General features: G+C 37.4%; 18 protein-coding genes and 2 tRNA genes. 18 read left to right on the top strand and 2 right to left on the bottom strand.

All coding sequences use genetic code 11. The annotated features are described in order from the left end of the window. Positions 1-75 precede the first annotated feature (75 nt). The 10 genes from KFE94_11535 to KFE94_11490 all read left to right on the top strand — a co-directional run bounded on the left by KFE94_11535 (position 76) and on the right by KFE94_11490 (position 13,660). Positions 76-2,457, top strand: a complete 2,382-nt coding sequence (locus KFE94_11535) for a TonB-dependent receptor (GenBank protein ID UTW68266.1) — start codon at positions 76-78, stop codon at positions 2,455-2,457. An 11-nt stretch (positions 2,458-2,468) separates the two neighbouring features. Further along, positions 2,469-3,350, top strand: a complete 882-nt coding sequence (locus tag KFE94_11530) for a DUF4249 domain-containing protein (GenBank protein ID UTW65286.1) — start codon at positions 2,469-2,471, stop codon at positions 3,348-3,350. A 107-nt stretch (positions 3,351-3,457) separates the two neighbouring features. Further along, positions 3,458-4,888: a LysM peptidoglycan-binding domain-containing protein gene (locus KFE94_11525; GenBank protein UTW65285.1), complete on the top strand. Its 1,431-nt coding sequence runs from the start codon at positions 3,458-3,460 to the stop codon at positions 4,886-4,888. Positions 4,889-4,999: 111 nt separating this feature from the next. Beyond that, positions 5,000-6,505 carry a hypothetical protein gene (locus KFE94_11520; protein ID UTW65284.1) on the top strand — a complete coding sequence of 502 codons (1,506 nt, stop codon included), beginning with the start codon at positions 5,000-5,002 and terminating at the stop codon, positions 6,503-6,505. Beyond that, positions 6,495-7,832, top strand: a complete 1,338-nt coding sequence (locus tag KFE94_11515) for a hypothetical protein (GenBank protein UTW65283.1) — start codon at positions 6,495-6,497, stop codon at positions 7,830-7,832. Before KFE94_11520 ends, KFE94_11515 begins: the two co-directional genes overlap by 11 nt. A gap of 50 nt (positions 7,833-7,882) precedes the next feature. Further along, positions 7,883-9,505 (top strand): MBOAT family protein, encoded by a 1,623-nt coding sequence (locus KFE94_11510; protein ID UTW68265.1) that lies wholly within the window; start codon positions 7,883-7,885, stop codon positions 9,503-9,505. A 72-nt stretch (positions 9,506-9,577) separates the two neighbouring features. Then, a complete protein-coding gene (locus KFE94_11505; protein ID UTW65282.1) occupies positions 9,578-10,303 on the top strand; it encodes a YebC/PmpR family DNA-binding transcriptional regulator in 726 nt (241 codons plus the stop codon). A gap of 139 nt (positions 10,304-10,442) precedes the next feature. After that, on the top strand, positions 10,443-11,060 hold the full coding sequence (locus tag KFE94_11500; protein ID UTW65281.1) for a hypothetical protein: 618 nt from the start codon (positions 10,443-10,445) through the stop codon (positions 11,058-11,060). A gap of 60 nt (positions 11,061-11,120) precedes the next feature. After that, positions 11,121-13,148 (top strand): excinuclease ABC subunit UvrB, encoded by a 2,028-nt coding sequence (gene uvrB, locus KFE94_11495; protein UTW65280.1) that lies wholly within the window; start codon positions 11,121-11,123, stop codon positions 13,146-13,148. 11 nt (positions 13,149-13,159) lie between these two features. Continuing rightward, the gene (locus tag KFE94_11490) at positions 13,160-13,660 is read left to right on the top strand and encodes a hypothetical protein (GenBank protein ID UTW65279.1); all 501 of its coding nucleotides are present in this window, start codon (positions 13,160-13,162) and stop codon (positions 13,658-13,660) included. Here the strand turns inward: KFE94_11490 and KFE94_11485 are convergent. After that, complete coding sequence (locus tag KFE94_11485) at positions 13,657-13,848, bottom strand: hypothetical protein (protein ID UTW65278.1); 192 nt, start codon at positions 13,846-13,848, stop codon at positions 13,657-13,659. The genes KFE94_11490 and KFE94_11485 overlap by 4 nt on opposite strands. Before the next feature lie 166 nt (positions 13,849-14,014). On the opposite strand from KFE94_11485, the gene KFE94_11480 reads away from it, so the two are divergent. The 3 genes from KFE94_11480 to KFE94_11470 are packed head-to-tail and all read left to right on the top strand — an operon-like array spanning position 14,015 to position 16,555. Beyond that, positions 14,015-14,536, top strand: coding sequence for a DUF4199 family protein (locus KFE94_11480; GenBank protein UTW65277.1), 522 nt, complete (start codon positions 14,015-14,017; stop codon positions 14,534-14,536). 46 nt (positions 14,537-14,582) lie between these two features. After that, on the top strand, positions 14,583-15,851 hold the full coding sequence (locus KFE94_11475; protein UTW65276.1) for a HAMP domain-containing histidine kinase: 1,269 nt from the start codon (positions 14,583-14,585) through the stop codon (positions 15,849-15,851). Then, positions 15,851-16,555 (top strand): response regulator transcription factor, encoded by a 705-nt coding sequence (locus KFE94_11470; GenBank protein ID UTW65275.1) that lies wholly within the window; start codon positions 15,851-15,853, stop codon positions 16,553-16,555. The genes KFE94_11475 and KFE94_11470 overlap by 1 nt, the downstream gene beginning before the upstream one ends. Here KFE94_11470 and KFE94_11465 read toward each other — a convergent pair whose 3' ends face one another. Beyond that, entirely contained in the window at positions 16,556-17,479 is a 924-nt protein-coding gene (locus tag KFE94_11465; GenBank protein ID UTW65274.1) for a DUF58 domain-containing protein, read from the bottom strand. It lies immediately after the preceding gene. A gap of 126 nt (positions 17,480-17,605) precedes the next feature. On the opposite strand from KFE94_11465, the gene KFE94_11460 reads away from it, so the two are divergent. The 5 genes from KFE94_11460 to KFE94_11440 all read left to right on the top strand — a co-directional run bounded on the left by KFE94_11460 (position 17,606) and on the right by KFE94_11440 (position 19,953). After that, positions 17,606-18,106, top strand: coding sequence for a hypothetical protein (locus KFE94_11460; protein ID UTW65273.1), 501 nt, complete (start codon positions 17,606-17,608; stop codon positions 18,104-18,106). Positions 18,107-18,299: 193 nt separating this feature from the next. Beyond that, a tRNA-Pro gene (locus tag KFE94_11455) sits at positions 18,300-18,374 on the top strand. Positions 18,375-18,427: 53 nt separating this feature from the next. Beyond that, positions 18,428-18,501: transfer RNA gene (locus KFE94_11450), tRNA-Arg, on the top strand. A gap of 379 nt (positions 18,502-18,880) precedes the next feature. After that, on the top strand, positions 18,881-19,354 hold the full coding sequence (locus KFE94_11445; protein UTW65272.1) for a hypothetical protein: 474 nt from the start codon (positions 18,881-18,883) through the stop codon (positions 19,352-19,354). 74 nt (positions 19,355-19,428) lie between these two features. Then, on the top strand, positions 19,429-19,953 hold the full coding sequence (locus KFE94_11440; GenBank protein ID UTW68264.1) for a DinB family protein: 525 nt from the start codon (positions 19,429-19,431) through the stop codon (positions 19,951-19,953). Positions 19,954-20,064: the final 111 nt, after the last annotated feature.

Raw genomic sequence — 20,064 nt, 5'->3', positions numbered from 1 at the left:
CACAATTTTATATGATGATTATTCCGCAAATTTGCGCATCATTCAATCAACATTTTTCACACTAAAATGAAAAACATATTTCGAGCCTTTTTAACTCTCCTGTTAATAGGGACATCTCATTTACTAATTGCTCAAAAAAATCCCGGTAAACCAACCTTAAGCGGCTATGTAAGAGACGCTTCTACCGGTGAAGATCTTATTGGAGCTACGATCAAAGTCAAACAACTCGGTACTGGTGCTGTCACCAATGTTTATGGGTTTTATTCCTTAACTGTTGACCCGGGTTTTTACACATTTGAAGTCTCATTTGTGGGGTATCAAACCTTCGTGGATTCTTTTCAAATGGACCAATCTAAAACACTTAATTTCACATTAACCTCATCCGATCAGGTATTAGAAGAATTTGTTATCTCAGCTACCAAGGAAGATCAAAATGTAACAGACGTTCAGATGAGTGTCGAGAAATTGAGCATTTCCACTATTAAAGACATCCCACAACTTTTGGGAGAAGCTGATGTCATCAAATCTATTCAACTTCGTCCTGGTGTAACCAGCGTGGGTGAAGGAGCTTCCGGATTTAACGTTCGTGGAGGAAATATTGATCAGAACCTCATCTTACTGGATGAAGCTCCGGTTTACAACTCTTCACATTTATTTGGTTTCTTCTCCGTTTTCAATCCTGATGCGATTAAAGATGTGACGCTATATAAAGGGGGGATCCCTTCTAAATATGGCGGGCGTCTTTCCTCTGTAATGGATGTACGTCAAAGAGACGGAAACGATAAAAAGTTTTCAGGAACTGGCGGTATCGGACTACTATTTAGTCGTTTGACGTTAGAGGGACCTTTAGTAAAGGACAAAGTGTCTTTCCTGGTTTCGGGAAGACGTTCTTATGCGGATTTGTTCTTAAAACTCACCAACGACTTTAAAGACAACAAAGCATTTTTCTATGATTTAAATGCCAAAATCAGTTGGAAGATCAACGATAAAAACCGTGTTTTTGCTTCGGGATACTTCGGTAAGGATGTTTTTGGATTTGGTGATGACTTCAACATGAAATGGGGTAATTCCACAGGTAGTGTCAGATGGAATCATATCGTAAATGACAAATTGTTTATGAATGTCACCGGAGTTTATTCTGATTACGGATACGCATTAGGGGTACCTTCTGGAGCGTCAGCTTTCGAATGGAATTCTCGGATTGTAACTGCTGAAGGTAAATTGGCTTTTACTTATTTCGCTTCGCCAAAAATCACTTTAGATTTTGGTGCAGAGTATCAAAACTACGAGTTCTACCCTGGTACAGTAAAAGGATTAAGTGACAATTCAAACTTCAACACCATTACGGTTCAAAAAGAAACCGCGCGTATGCCAAGTATTTATGCAGGTTCCGAACATGAGGTAACGAAGAAACTAAAACTCCAATATGGACTGCGTTATACCCATTACTTCAATATGGGACCGTATGATCTTAACATCTATGAGCACGGTGTTCCAACCACAAAAGATGATATTATTGACACTAAACGTTACGAAAAAGGAGATGTCGTTGCCCAATATGGTGGACTTGAACCTAGATTGGGAGTGAATTACATTCTTAATGAAAAACAATCTCTTAAAGCCAGCTATCAACGTACACGTCAGTACATGCACTTGATTAGTAATACGACCGCAGCAACCCCTATTGATATTTGGAAGCCTGCCGGATACTATGTAGACCCTGCTACAGCAGATCAATACGTAGTAGGTTATTTCAGAAACTTCAAATCGAATACTTATGAGCTTTCTGCTGAAGTGTACTACAAGAGTATGAGAGACTTAGTTGATTATAGAAATGGTGCGGAATTACTCCTCAACGATAATATCGAAACCGAATTACTTTCTGGCGATGGTACATCTTATGGTTTAGAATTAATGTTAAGCAAGAAAAAAGGTTTATTAACCGGATGGATTGCTTACACGTTATCCAGAACCACAATGGAAGTGGATGGTTTTGTAGCAGGAGACTATACAGAAGTGGCCAACGGAATTAACGAAGGAAATCCATATCCTACCAATTGGGATAAAACACATGATTTAACGATTGTGGGAATGTATGAGCTTACAGACAGATGGAAGCTTTCAGGTAACTTTATTTTCATGACGGGAAGACCTGCTACGTATCCAAATGGTGGTTATGTATGGGATGGTAAAATCCTTCCGGATTACCGTACAAGAAATGCTTCTAGAATTCCAAATACACACCGTTTAGATCTCTCTGCAACTTATGCATTCAAAACGGGTAAAAAGTCGTGGCGCTCATCGATAGCATTCGGATTGTATAACGTTTATGGTCGCAAAAACCCATATTCGATCTACTTCACACAAAGTGAAAACAATCCAACACAAACGGAAGCGAAGCAACTATCTATCATCGGAATTCCGGTTCCATTTGTCACCTATAACTTCAAATTTTAATTATTGAAATCATGAAACTCAAATTATATATCATTTTATTGTTTGCGATCGTGACCATTACTTCATGTAATGAGACCATTGATCTTAAATTGGATGATCCGAAACCAGTTTTAGTTGTAGATGGCTACCTATCCAATCTCAACACCATGCAATACGTCAGATTAAGTAACCTGGAAAACTATTTCTCAAATCAGGTTCCTGATTATAGCGTACACCAAAATGCCAAGGTTATTTTATTAGAAGATGGAACTGAAGCTGGCACTTATAGTTTCAATCAGGTAGACAAACGTTTTGAACTTCAATATAAGGGTATTGAAGGAAAAGACTATCAAATCGATATCACATTAAGTGATGGTTCAAGGTATATATCTGCCTCAGAAATTATGGAAACTCCTGTGCCAATTGACACCATATGGTATGAATATAACGAAAGTCCAGGTGGCCCCGGTCCACAAGGAGGTGAAATACTTGTTAAAATAAACACACAAGAGCCTGCAGGAGCTGGTGACAACTATCAATGGAAGTCTTATGTAAATGACTATTATCAATTCGAATCTGATGATCTATTCTTTGCTGACGATCGTTTTGTAGACGGACAGGATGTTACAGATTTGGATGTTTTTGGAATGTCAGAAGATCAATATGTTAATTACAAAGCTTCTAGTCCAACAAATCAGGTATTTGTTACAATTGAACAACTTAAAATATCTGCACGATACTTAAAGTACCTAACTCTTATTCAGCAACAGTTGTTTGGAGCCGGAAGTCCATTTGCTTCTCCACCTGCGGAGATCAGAGGTAACGTATACAAACAGGGTGAAGATGAAGTATTGGCATTAGGCTTTTTCTACACCGCAGGAATCGATTCAAAAACTATTGAAATCGTTGAATAATACATTCATTTAAAACCAACTGGGGAGAAGAAAAGACTTTTCCCCAGTTTTCAACATCCCTTTTCTGAATTACTTCCCTGCATACTTTTGTAAGGCAACTATAATTCATGAAATACACATTTCTTTTAGGATTTCTTTTTATTCTTATTTCTGGCTGGACGCAAGATTTTGCAGTCAGTCGTGTGCAACCCATAATTAAAGCACACAAAGAATATACCTCTGCAATTCCGCATAAATCCATTGATCAAAAAAATAACTGCCCTCCTCTACTTTCCAATACTCAAATTCCATCCTTTGCATTTCTGGATTCATTACCGCTCAATCCACAATATGAAGAAGAATTTCTGGCTTTATTCCTGGCTCAGGAATGTGACAAGCTTTATAGTTTCTTAGAAACATATCATCATGCACTCCCACATTATCAAAAAGCACTTAGAACTTATAAACTTGGCGATGAGTACACTTTACTGCCACTCACCATAAGTGGAGACAATCCATCACTTAAATATTTAAAAGACAAATCCGGTCCTTGGCAAATCTCTTATGTAACTGCACGTAGGTATGGACTTCGAATTGATCAATTCATTGATGAACGTAATGACATTGAAAAATCCAGTGACGCTGCTGCAAAGCACATTCAATTTCTAAACGAATATTACCTGAATAATGACTTTTTAGTAATTACCGCATTTTACACTTCAGTGCCATTTGTCAATAAACATATTGCCCAACTGGACACAGTCAATCCATCTTTATTTTTCGAACAGTTATCACCGGAAATTCAAGGTTATTTTTCCTACCTAAAAGCATGGAGCAATTGGCTTACGCATTTCAAAACACCTGATCATCTTATGTCTGTTCCTGAATCTTACTGGATGGAAGTTATTCCAACAGATACTTTGGATTTTTCTACGATTAGTCAATTTATGGATATTCCAATGGCTCAAATAGAAATGATGAATCCGGTTTTGATTGGTAAAAAAGCTTTACCGGGAAATCAATATCCGTTATATCTTCCAAAAGAAAAAGCAGATTTATTTCATCAGAAATATGATGCTTTCCTTGCTTTTCAAAAAGAAGAAGAAATTCGGAAGAAAAAAGAACTTGAAGAATTACGTAAAAGAATGGAAAGTGGGATTCCAGATTTAACCAAATATAAGGCAGTGACATATACCGTAAAATCTGGTGACGTATTAGGTAAAATTGCGCAACGGAATCATGTAAAAGTGAGTCAAATCAAACAATGGAATCATTTAAAATCTGATCGAATCAATATCGGCCAGAAACTAGTTTTATATGTTCCAAAAAATCAAACTACGGACCTTCCTAAAGAAACTGCAGATAATAAAATAAATGTCAAGCCGAAACCCGCAAAACCGGGAAAAGGAACACCTCAAATCTATACCGTTAAAAATGGTGAGTCCCTGTGGTTAATCGCAAAAAAATTCCCGGGTGTATCCGCACAAAACATCATGGAATGGAATGGGTGTACGGATAAAATTAGTCCGGGAATGAAACTCAAAATTTACAAACCGTAAACAATATCCGGATTGATATTTCATTAATAGATAAGTGTGAGCAACTTATTCGCAAACATGCACAGTCATTTCAGTTTTTTTTCATATTTGTCCGTAACGTTTTAATTGCGTATGAAACCATATCAAACATTACTTTTTCTGTTAAGTGTTGGTCTGTTATCGCTGATCACAGCCTGGTTTTTCCCTAAAGACGGAATCGCAATCTACGATGATTACAAGCTCAAATTTGCTTCATTCGAAACGGATACTGCTAACGTAGAACCAATAGAAAAAATCGAAGATGTTGAGGCTTTTTTGGAAGAACTGGAAGTCGAAATCGATTCTACTGCGATTAAAGATTCTATTGAACGTGCCCGTTTGATTCGAAGACAAGAACTATCCAGAATTCAATGGAGCGAAAATGATAGAAGAAGCATGTTCCCGCTTTTTGAAGCTTTAGAAAAAACCAAAAACACTAAAAAAGGAAAAGTACGAATCATGCATTACGGTGATTCCCAAATTGAAGGAGATCGTATTACCGGAATCATTCGTAATGAACTTCAAAAAGCATATGGAGGTATTGGAGCCGGGCTGATCCCGGCCGTTGAAGGTGTACCAAACGCATCCATTAAACAAACCAATTCTGAAAACTGGAATCGCTTTACTTTATTTGGAAAAGTTGACACCAATATTCATCACAAAAGATATGGTCCATTATGTGGATTCGGAATGTTCACTTATCCTACTGATACTAATCTTACGGAAACACAAACTGCCTGGGTACAATTCGAACCATCTCGAATGACCTATTTTAATACCAGAAAGTATACGAATGTTACATTGTTTTATGGACATAATCCACAGGCATTTATTACTAAAACAATTATTAACGACAGCGTTACCAAATCAGAAATTATTGCCGCTAATGAAGGTTTTGGTACCATGAAGTGGCATTTTGATCAGGCTCCGGAAAAACTAAAGTTTGAGTTTTTGGCCAAGACCAGCCCTGAATTTTATGCTTTCTCTTTTGAAGGTAATTACGGAGTAACCGTAGATAATATCGGCCTACGTGGTAGCTCGGGAACACTATTTAAACGATTGGATCATACGCAACTGAGTCAATACATGGCAGCACAGCCAATTCAATTGATGATTCTTCAGTTTGGAGGGAATTCCGTTCCATATATTGAATCCGAAGAAAAAGCAGTTCGGTACGCAAATTGGTTTAGGTCACAGATCAAGTATCTTATGACATTGAATCCAAACATACCATTCATCGTGATCGGGCCATCAGATATGTCTACCAAAATTGATGGTGAGTTCACAACATACCCATATCTGGAATCGGTACGTGATGCACTTCAAAAGGTTTCATTTGAAGTGGGTGCAGGATACTGGGATTTATACGAAGTAATGGGAGGCAAGAATTCTATGATTAGTTGGGTAGAAGCGGAAAAACCTCTGGCAGGTAAAGACTATACCCATTTTAATAATTTGGGAACAAGAAAAGTTTCGGAACTCTTTATGAAAGCTTTCTGGTACGAAAAAGAACAATGGGCGCTTTCCAAAACTCCAGCTACGCCAAACGAAGCAACAAACGACACAATTATTACAACAGATACAACAAATGCACAGTAAATCAAAGAGACCATACATCCCTTTTAAATTACTGGTTCCGGTAATGCTTTTCACGATCGTGTTATTTACGCAATCCGGGAAAGTACATCGTGACCCCACATTTGTTCCATCTCCCAGATTAAACCCAAGTGAAGAAATTGAAAGCTATAGCTTCATCAATGACGAAATCAATCAACTTCAATTCCCGGGAGACACCAATGGATTTCATGATTTCTTTGACAAACTGGACACCTTAATCACCTACGGAAAAGGTAAACTGAACATCATTCACATTGGAGGTTCGCATGTTCAGGCAGGAATGCTTTCCGGAAGAATGCGTGAGAATTTATTCTCTATGGCTGATGGTATCAAAGGCGAACGCGGTTTCATCTTTCCATATCGTATGGCACATACAAATAACCCAGGGAACTATAAAGCTACCTTTACTGGTGATTGGGATGGTTGTCGAAATGCTTTAAAAAAGAATCATTGTCCCTGGGGACTTTCAGGGATCACTGCTACTACGCATGATACGTTGACTTTCACAAAATTGTATACCGTAGACGACAACCATGACACTTATTGGTTCAACAAAGTTCGTATCTATCATCTGGCAACTCCTGAATCTTATAGCATTCGATTGGATAGCTCAATATTGGTGGACACCAGTTATACTGACTCTATTACTGGGATGACCACTTTCGAATTGGCACAATCTTATGATACGTTACTATTTGAAACACATAAAACAGACAGTTTGCAAGAATACTTTGTTCTGCAAGGCATTCGTCTGGAAAACAATGACAACGGACTTACTTACAATGCTATTGGAGTCAATGGGGCATCAGTTCCGGCTTACTTAAGATGTCAGTATTTCCAACCACAATTGGAAAGTAACGTTCCTGATCTGGTGATTTTTGGAATTGGGATCAATGATTCCTACGTGCCTACAGATCAATTCCATCAAGATGAATACGAACAAAACTACCGAGACTTAATGGCAATGTTCCGCGCAGTAAATCCAAATGTACAGTTCCTATTCATGACCAATAACGACAGTTACTACAAGAGAAGATATCCAAATCAAAATATTTTTAAAGTACAAAAAGCCATGTGGAACCTGGCGAAGGAATCAAATGGTGCTTATTGGGATCTTTTTGAGATTATGGGTGGTTTGAATTCAATTCGTTTGTGGGAACGCGCAGGTTTAGCTCAGAGAGATAAAGTCCATTTCACCAAAAAAGGATACCATCTGAATGCAGACCTTCTTTTCATCGCTTTTAGAGATGCATATGGAGATCATCTGGCACATAAATATTACACACCAACAATCTCAACAAAAAATTAATGCTTGAAAATATGAATATCTCAGAGTTGTGGGAGCAATTCTCCACTTTCATGCTTCAACCTCTGGTTTTTATGCGTTTGGAATTTTGGGTATTCTTCGCCATTGTGATGGGCGTTTTCTCATTGATTTATCAAAATAAATCTATTCGTAATGCCTGGCTTTTTGCAGTGAGTTTATTTTTCTACTGGACAACTTCTCAAGCATTTATTTCCATACTTCTCTTCTCTACTATTTCCGATTATTTCATTGGTTTTAAAATCCATGAAAATAATTCCGGCTGGCGTAAGAAAAGTTGGTTGGCACTGAGTATATTCCTCAATTTATTCATGTTGGTGTATTTCAAATATGCCTATTTCTTTACAGATTCTATCAATAATGCATTCGGGACCAACTTTGAAGTGACCAATCATTTTGCGTACATGACCAATCAGATCTTTGGTAGCAACTTCAGAGCAGATTCCATTTTACTTCCGGTAGGAATCTCATTCTTTACGTTCCAAACCATGAGTTACTCCATTGATATCTATCGTGGAGAAGTTAAACCGGTTAAAAATATTCTGGACTTTGGATTTTATGTTTCATTCTTCCCGCAGCTGGTAGCTGGTCCCATTGTTCGTGCGGCAGACTTTATTCCGCAACTTTATCAAGAATATAAACTCACCAGAGAACAATTTGGAATTGCCGTTTTCTGGATTCTAAATGGACTCATCAAAAAAATATTTTTAGCAGATTATATTGCTACAAACTTCAATGATCGAATTTTCAGTAATCCTCTAGGCTACACCGGATTTGAAGGATTAATGGCTCTGTATGGTTATTCGCTTCAAGTATATGCCGATTTTTCAGGTTATACGGATATCGCCATTGGAGTTGCACTCTTAATGGGTTTTAGACTTCCTGTCAATTTCAACTCTCCATACAAAGCGGATAGTGCAGGAAACTTCTGGAGACGTTGGCACATTTCATTATCTACATGGTTAAAAGATTATCTCTATATTCCAATGGGAGGAAATCGTGGAGGATCCCTGTTTACCTTTATTATGTTAGGAATTTCCTTTGGTTTTATCAGTTTGATTTCAGGCTCCATCTTTGTACTTATTGGACTCATTTTAACTGTGGGTATCGCTATTCTTCTTGCTCGATTTATCCCGGTATTTAAGAACTGGTTGATTACCAATATCAATGTCATGTTGACCATGTTGATTGGAGGTCTGTGGCATGGTGCCAGCTGGAACTTTGTGGTTTGGGGAGGGCTAAATGGGGTCGGGATAGTCGTGTACAAACTATGGAGAAAAATCAGTCCGTGGGAAAGTAAAAACACCTGGTACAAACGTGCCTGGGCCATTTTCCTGACATTCAACTTCATCACATTTACGCGAATTTGGTTCCGTTCTGAATCCTTCGAAAAAGCATCACAGTTGATTCATCAAATTCAACACAATTTCACTCCTGAGATTATTCCTGATGCAGCGATTGCATTTTGGAAAGTCTTTGCGGTGATGATTTTTGGTTATATCGTGCACTGGTTACCCTCATCGTTTAAAACCTGGTATAAAAACGCATTTGTAAATGCTTCAACCCCGGTTCAGGTAGTTATTTCATTTGTAGTCGTAATCATCTTGTATCAAGTTGTATCCAGCGATATGCAACCTTTTATATACTTCCAATTCTAGAAAAATTGGGAATACATCTTCTAAGATCAAAACATATTTTTCACTAAATTCGCCCCACAAAATTTGTAAAGAATGGGAAGAGCATTTGAATTTAGGAAAGCAAGAAAATTGAAACGTTGGTCCAAAATGGCGAAAACGTTTTCTCGAATTGGAAAAGACATTGTAATTGCAATTAAAGAAGGCGGACCTGAACCAGAATCAAATGCAAGACTTCGTGCGGTCATGCAAAATGCAAAGGCAGCGAATATGCCTAAGGATATTGTAGATCGCGCCATCAAAAAAGCAAAAGATAAAGATACCAGTAACTATAAGGAGGTTACGTTTGAAGGTTATGCTCCTCATGGAATCGCCATCATGATTGAAGCAGCAACTGATAATAACAACCGTACCGTAGCGAATGTACGTGCCGCATTCACCAAATTCAATGGAAATTTAGGGACTACAGGTTCTGTAGAGTTTATGTTTGAGCGTAAATGTCATTTCAAAATTCCTTTAGCTGATCATGATGTAGAAGAATTGGAATTTGAATTGATAGATGCCGGAATCGAAGAGTTATTTGCCGAAGACGCGGAAGAAGGTAAAGAACCTACCATCATGATTTACGGCCCATTCGAAAGCTTTGGTTCTATCCAGAGAGAATTGGAAAATAAATCTCTAGAAATCATTGAATCTGGATATGAGCGCATCCCAACGACAACCAAAAAATTAAGTGAAGAAGAAGAACAAGAAGTGGATAAACTTTTAGAACGTTTGGAAGAAGATGATGACGTAATGAATGTCTATCATACGATGGGTTAAACCATTTCTTATTTACAATATTTTAAAGCGAGGTTCTACCTCGCTTTTTTTGTGTCCTTTTCTTCCGAATCAAAGTCAAATTAAAAATCGTACTTTTATACTTCTATAATCCTAATAGCTAATACCTAATCTTAATCCTATGCATTTCGAAAAAGGACATATGTATCATATCTATAACCATGGTAATAATCGTCAGAAAATATTTTTCAAAAAAGAAAATTATCATTTCTTCTTAGGTAAATTGAAAACATATATTTTACCATATACAGATATCTTAGCCTGGTGCTTAATGTCAAATCACTTTCACGTAATGGTATACATAAATAATGTCGAACTTGTCGTTGATGAAAATGGTTTTACCCATCAGGTGACTGACAGTCATCTGATGGGTAAAACCAGAACTTTAAATCAATCTATTGCTATCTTACTTCGATCTTATACCAGAGCAATTAATAAACAGAATGATTGGAGTGGCTCCCTGTTTCGTGCAAAAACCAAAGCTTCTTGTTTAGATTGTTCAATAATTACCTCTCCACCATATTATATTGAAAATGGATCTACTTTAATTCACATCCCTCATGTTAAAACAGAATACCCTCAAATTTGTTTTGACTATATCCATGCGAACCCTACCAAAGCAGGATTAGTTAATCATGATGAAAAATGGGAATTCTCATCAGCAAAAGACTTTGCAGGGAAACGAAACGGAACCCTAATCAATAAAACCAAAGCATTAAAATTAATTCAGAGAGGTTGAATTAACCAGGTGTTTAACCAAGTAAAAATCCATACATTTACCTGCGCAAAAACACATCAATTGGAATTTAAACTCACATCGGATTTTAAGCCAACCGGAGATCAGCCGGAAGCGATTGCACAGTTGGTTGAAGGGATTGAAAATGGCGAAGAAAGTCAGGTTTTATTAGGAGTTACAGGTTCAGGTAAAACATTTACTATGGCCAATGTAATTCAGGAAACAGGACGCCCTACATTGGTTCTTTGTCACAATAAAACATTGGCGGCACAACTCTATGGAGAGTTTAAACAATTCTTCCCGGAAAATGCTGTGGAGTATTTCGTTTCTTATTATGATTACTATCAGCCTGAAGCGTATATCCCAACATCCGGAACGTATATCGAAAAGGATTTGACGATCAATGATGAAATCGAAAAGTTAAGACTTTCGGCCACGTCTGCCCTACTCTCCGGACGAAGAGATGTCATTATTGTCTCTTCTGTTTCGTGTATTTATGGTATTGGAAATCCGCAGGATTTTAATGCCAATATTATTGAGCTCAAAGTGGGTCAAACGATCAACCGAAATAAAGTCCTGCATCGTTTTGTGGATGCTTTGTATTCCAGAACAACTGCCGATTTCGAACGTGGTAATTTTAGAGTTATTGGTGATGCTGTGGATATTTTCCCGGCTTATGCCGATTATGGATATAAAATTATTTTCTGGGGTGATGAAATTGAGGAAATTCATCTCATCAATCCAATTAGTGGAGATAAAATTGAAGCTCTTGATGAAGTACGAATCTTCCCGGCCAACATTTTTGTCACATCCAAAGATACCATCCAAAAAGCACAAGTAACCATTGCGGAGGATATGCAAAAACAGGTGGACTATTTTAATGAAAATGGTATGCCGATGGAAGCCAAAAGACTGGAAGAACGTGTGAGTTATGATTTAGAAATGATTCGTGAACTAGGCTATTGTTCCGGTATTGAAAATTATTCCAGATATTTTGACGGACGTGATCCAGGTACCAGACCTTTCTGCTTACTGGATTACTTTCCGGATGATTATTTAATGATGATTGATGAAAGTCATGTAACCGTATCTCAAGTTCGTGCCATGTATGGTGGGGATCGATCCAGGAAAATGAATCTGGTAGAATTTGGTTTCAGACTTCCTTCGGCAATGGATAATCGTCCATTGAAATTCGAAGAATTCGAGGGAATACAAAGACAAACTATCTATGTCAGTGCGACACCCGCGGATTATGAATTACAAAAAACAGGTGGGGTATTTGTAGAACAGGTCATTCGCCCAACGGGATTAGTCGATCCGATCATTGAAATCCGTCCGGTCGCCACTCAGGTGGATGATCTGTTGGAGGAAATTCGTCAAAGAGCCGAAATTGATGAACGTGTACTGGTGACTACATTGACCAAAAGAATGAGTGAGGAACTCTCTAAATATTTGATCAAAAATGGCGTGAAGTGCCGTTACATTCATTCTGAAGTAGATACGTTGGAACGTGTTGAAATACTTAGAGATCTAAGATTGGGTAAGTTTGATGTTTTGGTTGGAATTAACCTTCTTAGAGAAGGTCTCGATTTGCCAGAGGTTGGATTAGTCGCTATTCTGGATGCAGATAAAGAAGGTTTCTTAAGATCCGAAACCTCTATGACGCAAACCGCAGGACGTGCTGCACGTAATGTGAATGGTAAAGTAATCATGTACGCAGATAAGATAACTGGTTCTATGCAACGTACCATTGATACTACGAATCACAGACGTGCAAAACAATTGGCGTATAATGAGAAACACGGCATCACCCCTAAACAAATCAAACGTTCTACAGAAACTATTATGGGGCAAACAGCCGTAGCTAGTTTCAACCCGGGAACATCAGATGCTTATGTAGAAAATGAAAATGTTTCCGTGGCGGCTGATCCGGTGGTAAAATACATGACACATTCCCAGTTAGAGAAAGCGATTGCTACCACAAAAAGTAAAATGCTTAAAGCTTCTAAAGCACTTGATTTTATCGAAGCAGCCAGACTTCGTGATGAGATGAAGCAATATCAGGAACTTCTTAATGATATGAATTCTTAAAATCTGAAACCATGCAAAAAACTATATATATCGCTCTGCTCCTTTTAGTTTTCGTTGGATGCAAAGCAAAGCAGTCTACAATAGATAATACTACAGCGGACGGTCCACAAAGTACTCCAAAGGAAGATCAGGAACTCACCGTGGACGAACCTAGAAAAATCACCTCATTGTTACCCATCAAAATTGACGAAAGCAATGACATGAAAAATATTGGTGATCCTTATCAGGTTCAAAAGGCCACTATTGAAGATGGGCAACTTTGGCTGACTTTGACCTATGGAGGTGGATGTCGCGAGCATCAATTTGAAATGCTATTTAACAATGCGTATTCCGAAGGAGAAATAGGAAAACAAATTCAATTGACATTACATCACAATGGTAATGACGACCGTTGTCGTTCAATTGTGACACAGAACCTACGTTTTGATTTAAAATCATTGCAAACTCCGGATACTAAAGAACTTCGTATAAATCTATCAGGGTGGGAAGAACAATTAGTTTATAAGTACTAAAACTGTTCACTCACAAATTTCACTCCAGCAAAAAAAGCCAATACTCCAAGAGTGATATCCATAAACAAAGTTTGATTGTTGATTTCAATAACAGAACTGATGTATTGAATCACAAATCCGGCTAACATGACCAGGATCAAAAAGCTAAAAAGTTGTTTAGATGTGATATTTCGTATAACAGGTTTCATTCATTGATTGAATTACAAAACAAATAAACAGTGTTTGGTCAAAGATTACAATAGGGGAATACCCCTAATTTTAAAGGTAATACGTCAATCTGATTCAATAAAACAGCAAGTCTAATATCACCAGAAAAAAGACTCTCAATCTTTCAAAATTCGCTAATATTGCGCCATGACAAAAAGTAATCATTATACACTTTTAGGGTTTATTCTTATCGCCTTTATCTGTAGATTATCACTGGAATCTCTTGGAATTGACTGGAGTTATACCTGGTCTTATTTGTCTCTATTAACAATAGTTTCGGTATACTACAACATGTATTCCCAAAGACATAATTCAGATGAGACTTTTGATTTTGTCATGGACTTTAAAGGAGCCGCTCAAGGTGGTGCTTATTTTGCTTTCGGAACGGGCATCTTGACTTATGTTTTCTACAAGTTGATTCATCCTCACTTTTTAGAAGTCTTCGTAGAAGAAAGACGCTATGAAATTATGGAATCCCTTACAGCAAATAACGAATCGCAAGAAACCATTGATGCTGCCATTGAGAACTTCGGTGCTATGGCTGAATTGATCTATGTTCCGGGAAACTGGTCGATCATAACTACCGCATTTTTGACATTCCTATCTCTTTTTTACGCATTAATCTTTGCCGGAATTACTAAATTTTTCCCAAAATTTGTAAATAAGTAGGGTAAAGTCTTTCGTTTCCCTATTTTCGAGATTCCATTTTTATTTAATGAAAAGGAATTTCATTCGAAATATCATTGTTTTAGCAACTCTGCTGCTCATTGCTTTGGTGATTACTCAGGTTTCCTGGGTCAAAAAAGCCTATGAATTAGAGGAAAAGCAATTCTCTTACAATGTCACGCAATCATTGCTACGTACCTTGGACAATCTTAAAAAAGCTTCTGGGGATAGCTCTATTACGCTCAATCCTATTGATCAGAAAAAACCGAACTTTTACGTAGTGAAGATTCACTACATTTCAGATCCATATTTGATTGAGTCCTTATTAGAAATTGAATTTAAACAAGCTTCGATTAACGAGGATTTTATTTTCAACATCTATGATTGTTTCTCAGATTCCGTGGTCTATTGTCAAAACGTAAAGTTTGATTCCAAAAAGAAAAAAGACCCCATTCCAAATCTCAAATGGAATAAAGATCAGGGACACTATTTTAGTGTCTATTTCCCTGGGCATTCAAGTGGAATCTTCTATCATATGGAATTCTGGATTTACTCATCCATTATTCTGATTGTGGTCATTTTGTTTTTTGGGTTTATTATTTCACAAATGCTCAAGCAGCGTAGGGTGAGTGATATGAAAACCGATTTCATTAATAATATGACCCATGAATTTAAAACACCTATCTCTACGATTTCTATTTCAGTAAATGCTCTGGCCAAAGACAACATTTGTGAAAAACCAGATAAACTGGCCAAGTATGTTAGCATCATTCAATCTGAGAATCAACGTTTGAAAGAACAGGTAGAACGCATTCTCCAAGCCGCTACTATTGAAAAAGAAAAGGTCAATATCAAGAACCAGCCTCTTCATATTCATGAAGTTTTGCAACGTATCATTGAGGTATTTAAAGTGAACATCGAATCTAAATCCGGAATTATTCAGACGCAATTTGATGCTGCGAACGATATGATTTTGGGAGATGAGGAACATTTGAAGAATATTTTCAGTAATTTGATCGATAACGCAATTAAATACTCCCCGGATGAGTTAAACATTTCAATAGCTACTCAAAGTACGGCAGAAGAAATATCTATTTCCATTTCTGATAAGGGGCTGGGGATTGATTCTGAATATCAACCATATATATTCGAAAAATTTTATCGGGTGCCAACCGGTAACCTTCATGATGTGAAAGGATTTGGTATTGGCTTAAATTACGTGTACCTTTTGGTCCACAAACATCACGGTAAAATAAAACTCAAAAGCCAACCTGGGGAAGGCTCTACTTTTGTACTCACATTTAAACTTGTTCAATAATGAATTTTAATGCAGATATATCCATATTACTTGTAGAAGACGATGAAAATTTAGGTTTTGTAACTCAAGAAGGACTTGAAGACAAAGGCTATCATGTCGTCTGGGCCAAGGATGGAGTTGAAGGATATGAATTATTTCATGCATCAAAATTCAATATCTGTTTAATTGATGTGATGATGCCTAAAAAGGATGGTTTCACTTTGGCTAAAGAAATTAAAACAATCAATGAAGAAGTGCCCATTTTCTTCTTAACCGCACGTTCGCAAGAAGAAGATAAAATTGAAGGTTTGACTATTGGTGTAGATGATTATATCACCAAACCCTTCTCTATTGATGAGCTAGACTTAAGAATTAAGAACTTATTGAATCGGATCAATAAAGTTCAAAATGAAACTCATCAAAAAGATGTTTACACCTTAGGTCAGTACACATTCAATTATCCGGATCAAATTTTAAGTTTCCAAAACAACGAACGGAAGTTAACTAAAAAAGAGGCTGCATTGCTCCGTTTGCTATGTATTCACAAAGGAGAAGTTTTACAACGTAACTCTATTTTAAGAATCATTTGGGGGAGCGATGATTACTTCCTGGGGCGTAGTATGGACGTGTTTATCACCAAACTGAGAAAATACTTAACTGAAGACCCTCAAATTAACATTAGTAATGTTCACGGGGTTGGATTTAAACTGGAAGTAAACGAGTAGTTATTTGATTCTATTTCGTTTAGCTAAATACGCACGAAGTATTTGATCATACCCATCTGCAATATCTGATTTTACAAAGTCAATTCCATATTGCGTACACTTGAGTTTCACTTCTTGCTCATGTGCTTTCGCACTGTTTTGATAATGCTCACGAATCTGAGAAGGATTTAATTTTACCTCATCACCTGTTTCCATATCTATAAATGAATAAGGGCGGTTTTCGTAATTGAAATCAATCTCTTTAGAGCGATCTGTTACGTGGAATACCACGACTTCATGCTTATTATACTTCAGATGTTGCAACGCATTAAATAATGGCTGTAAGTCCGTCCCTACCCCATCCAACATATCACTAAACAATATAATCAGCGAACGCTGGTGAATACGATCTGCGATTTCATGTAAAGCACTGGCAACGTTGGTTTTGGTTTGATTCGGTTTTTCATCCAATAACAATTCCAACTGATGGTATACTCTACTCATATGAGACATACTCAGTTTAGGAGGAATATGTGTATCCACCTGGTCAGAAAACAAACTTAACCCAACGGCATCTCTCTGACTACTAAACAAATGCATCAATGCTGCGGCTGCGTGTACAGAAAAACTCATTTTATTCTCCCCATTGACTTTATTCTCCGGAAAATACATTGAGGTAGAATGGTCAATGATAATCTGACATCTCAGATTGGTTTCTTCCTCATAACGTTTCACAAAATGCTTATCCGTTCGGGCGTACAATTTCCAATCAATGTGTCGTGTAGAATCACCCGGATTATAATGTCGGTGCTCAGCAAACTCCACCGAAAAACCGTGAAACGGACTTTTATGTAATCCAGTGATAAATCCTTCCACAGCTTGACGTGCAAACCACTCTAGTTTTGAAAATTCACGAATATTTTGTTTACTGATTAAATCTGACATGGGATACGATGTTCGTATGCGAAGATAATATTTGAACGGACTCCATTCCCAAAGATTATTTGAGATTCCATAAATAATCCGTTAAATTCGTTAACAGTGTTTAAACACTTCATTTTATCTATCGGAATGAAAGTTACATTATATATTATTCTAAGTTTAGTAATCACTTTTTCATCATGTAAGCCAAAAGGATGCACAGATCCCAAGGCTTCAAATTTCAGCTATGAAGCCGAAAAGGATGATGGTTCTTGTGAATATAAGGGTTGCACTGACCCTGATGCACTCAACTACGATCCTGAAGCATTAACGGATGATGGTAGTTGTATTTATAATGGTGGACTTCATTTTATTACCACCAGAAGCTTAGTTGGAGGAAGTACTTATTTGACTCTGGAAATCAACGGTCAGTTCATCGGAAATCTCAACCAACAATGTCAACAGAAATTTCCGGATTGTAATACAGCATGTGCGCATCTTAAATTCACCGATCAATCTGCAGGTTTTTACACTTTACAATTTTGGGAAATCAGACAATTGTCTTCTGTTATTTTTGACACACTTTTCACGAGCCAACCTACACCAGTTCAAATTGTTGGAAATGCATGCACAGCTTATACCATAGAATAGTCTTTTGATCAGCGACTTTAACCAGATAAAAAATCGAATAAAAAAATCAACTTTTTTTATTTAAACGCTTGTCATATTAAACCAAAAGCATACATTTGCGCTCCCTTAAGGGAACAAAGTTCTTCACATGACAAATTGATGAGTGCTAATACGGGTTAGCATGTTAGAATCAACGTCAATTGTGACTTTACTTCGGGGTGTAGCGTAGCCCGGTTATCGCGCCTCGTTTGGGACGAGGAGGTCGCAGGTTCGAATCCTGCCACCCCGACAAAAAGGTCAACGTTTGTTGACTTTTTTTTTGACCGCATAACAGGTCGGTATGGTCGCGTAGCTCAGCTGGATAGAGCATCTGCCTTCTAAGCAGACGGTCCCAGGTTCGAATCCTGGCGCGATCACTAAGAATAAAAAGCTTACTGCATAGCAGTAGGCTTTTTGTGTTTTATACCGAATCAACTTTAGTTGAATGAGGCATAAAATCACAAAAGGCACAGCAATTGAAAATTGCCAGCTTTTTATTCGGAATTCGGGGCAACCCAGGATCATGAAATAATCCTATTCTCAATCAACACATATAAAATTAAAAACCTCTATTTGACCTTTATACCAAACCAACTTTAGTTGAATGAGGCATAAAACCACAAAAAAGCACCGCAATTGAAAATTGCCAGCTTTTTATTCGGAACTCGGAGCGACCCAGGATCATGAAATAATCCATATCCACTAAAACAATAGATTTCCCTACTTCAAGTTAATACAGCTATTAATCAACTTCTTATGCTAAAAACCAGAGCTTTATTAAAAGTCACTTCTCTCCTACTCGTCTTATTTACCATATTTTATTTTACTATCTATAAAGGTGATAATCGCGTCTCCATCTGGCTCCATCATGGTATCTGGCTTCCCTCATCTACTCAAAACATTGACTTTTACACCTATCCCGGATTTGCAGCGCATTTGATTCATTTAGATGACTGGGCAAAAACACAATTCGAGATTCCTAAAAGTGAATTACCTCAACTACTTGAAAACAGAGAATATCAATTTATCACCCATATTGATTCGGCCGAAAATGGATTGAGTTGGACTTATCATATGAGCGGTTATAGACCAGTACCGGATAGTATAATATACGGACCTCTCCCAATAACACTGGAGTTAAAATCACCACGCGGGGATTTTCTAATGTTTCAAGCTACAGAAAAAAACAGTGATTGGTTGTCGATCCATTTATACACCGATTGGAACTGATCATCACAAATGTTTTTCCCAAAAATCCCAAAAGATGTACCTTGTACTACAATTCATAAAAACACGTACAAATGATGAAGTTTTCACTGGGGCAATCCATAGAAGTTTTAGAACGAACACCGGATATTCTGGATGCTTATCTCAACCAAATTTCGGAAGATTGGTTAAGACACAACGAAGGAGAAAATACCTGGAGTCCGTATGACATTGCAGGCCATTTAGTCTACGGTGAAAAAACCGATTGGATGACGCGAATCAAAATCATATTAAGAGATTCCGAAGACAAATTATTCGAACCTTTTGACCGTTTTGCACAACAAAATGAAGATCAAAATCGGCCCATTTCAATTTTAATCGATGAGTTCCGATCGATTCGGAATCAGAATCTTCAAGAATTAAAATCATTAAATATTCAGCGGAGTGATTATTCCAGAGTTGGGATTCATCCGGCTTTTGGTCAAGTCACATTAGCTCAACTCATATCTTCATGGGTGGTTCACGATTTAGGACACATTGCCCAGATATCTCGTGTCATGGCCAAACAATATAAATCTGAGGTAGGCCCGTGGATAGAATATATGGGTATTCTTAATAAATAGCGTACCCCAAAGCTTATTTTTGATCTCATCCGTAAACCAATAAAATGAAACTAGCAGAACTCCGTAAAGAAAACCTCAATTCAGAAGACTCTTCATTTGAAGCTTATACCA

The sequence above is a fragment of the bacterium SCSIO 12643 genome, from assembly GCA_024398135.1.
Taxonomy (GTDB): domain Bacteria; phylum Bacteroidota; class Bacteroidia; order Flavobacteriales_G; family Salibacteraceae; genus CAJXZP01.
The sequence above is the reverse complement of the archived record's forward strand: the minus strand, read 5'-3'. Positions and strand labels throughout refer to the sequence as shown.

Coding starts and splice junctions, on each gene's coding strand:
- KFE94_11520 (UTW65284.1), top strand. CDS start 5,000: ATGAAACCATATCAAACATTACTTTTTCTGTTAAGTGTTGGTCTGTTA.
- KFE94_11485 (UTW65278.1), bottom strand. CDS start 13,848: ATGAAACCTGTTATACGAAATATCACATCTAAACAACTTTTTAGCTTT.
- KFE94_11510 (UTW68265.1), top strand. CDS start 7,883: ATGCTTCAACCTCTGGTTTTTATGCGTTTGGAATTTTGGGTATTCTTC.
- KFE94_11515 (UTW65283.1), top strand. CDS start 6,495: ATGCACAGTAAATCAAAGAGACCATACATCCCTTTTAAATTACTGGTT.
- KFE94_11530 (UTW65286.1), top strand. CDS start 2,469: ATGAAACTCAAATTATATATCATTTTATTGTTTGCGATCGTGACCATT.
- KFE94_11505 (UTW65282.1), top strand. CDS start 9,578: ATGGGAAGAGCATTTGAATTTAGGAAAGCAAGAAAATTGAAACGTTGG.
- KFE94_11445 (UTW65272.1), top strand. CDS start 18,881: ATGCTAAAAACCAGAGCTTTATTAAAAGTCACTTCTCTCCTACTCGTC.
- KFE94_11465 (UTW65274.1), bottom strand. CDS start 17,479: ATGTCAGATTTAATCAGTAAACAAAATATTCGTGAATTTTCAAAACTA.
- KFE94_11490 (UTW65279.1), top strand. CDS start 13,160: ATGCAAAAAACTATATATATCGCTCTGCTCCTTTTAGTTTTCGTTGGA.
- KFE94_11460 (UTW65273.1), top strand. CDS start 17,606: ATGAAAGTTACATTATATATTATTCTAAGTTTAGTAATCACTTTTTCA.
- KFE94_11470 (UTW65275.1), top strand. CDS start 15,851: ATGAATTTTAATGCAGATATATCCATATTACTTGTAGAAGACGATGAA.
- KFE94_11480 (UTW65277.1), top strand. CDS start 14,015: ATGACAAAAAGTAATCATTATACACTTTTAGGGTTTATTCTTATCGCC.
- KFE94_11500 (UTW65281.1), top strand. CDS start 10,443: ATGCATTTCGAAAAAGGACATATGTATCATATCTATAACCATGGTAAT.
- KFE94_11440 (UTW68264.1), top strand. CDS start 19,429: ATGAAGTTTTCACTGGGGCAATCCATAGAAGTTTTAGAACGAACACCG.
- KFE94_11525 (UTW65285.1), top strand. CDS start 3,458: ATGAAATACACATTTCTTTTAGGATTTCTTTTTATTCTTATTTCTGGC.
- KFE94_11475 (UTW65276.1), top strand. CDS start 14,583: ATGAAAAGGAATTTCATTCGAAATATCATTGTTTTAGCAACTCTGCTG.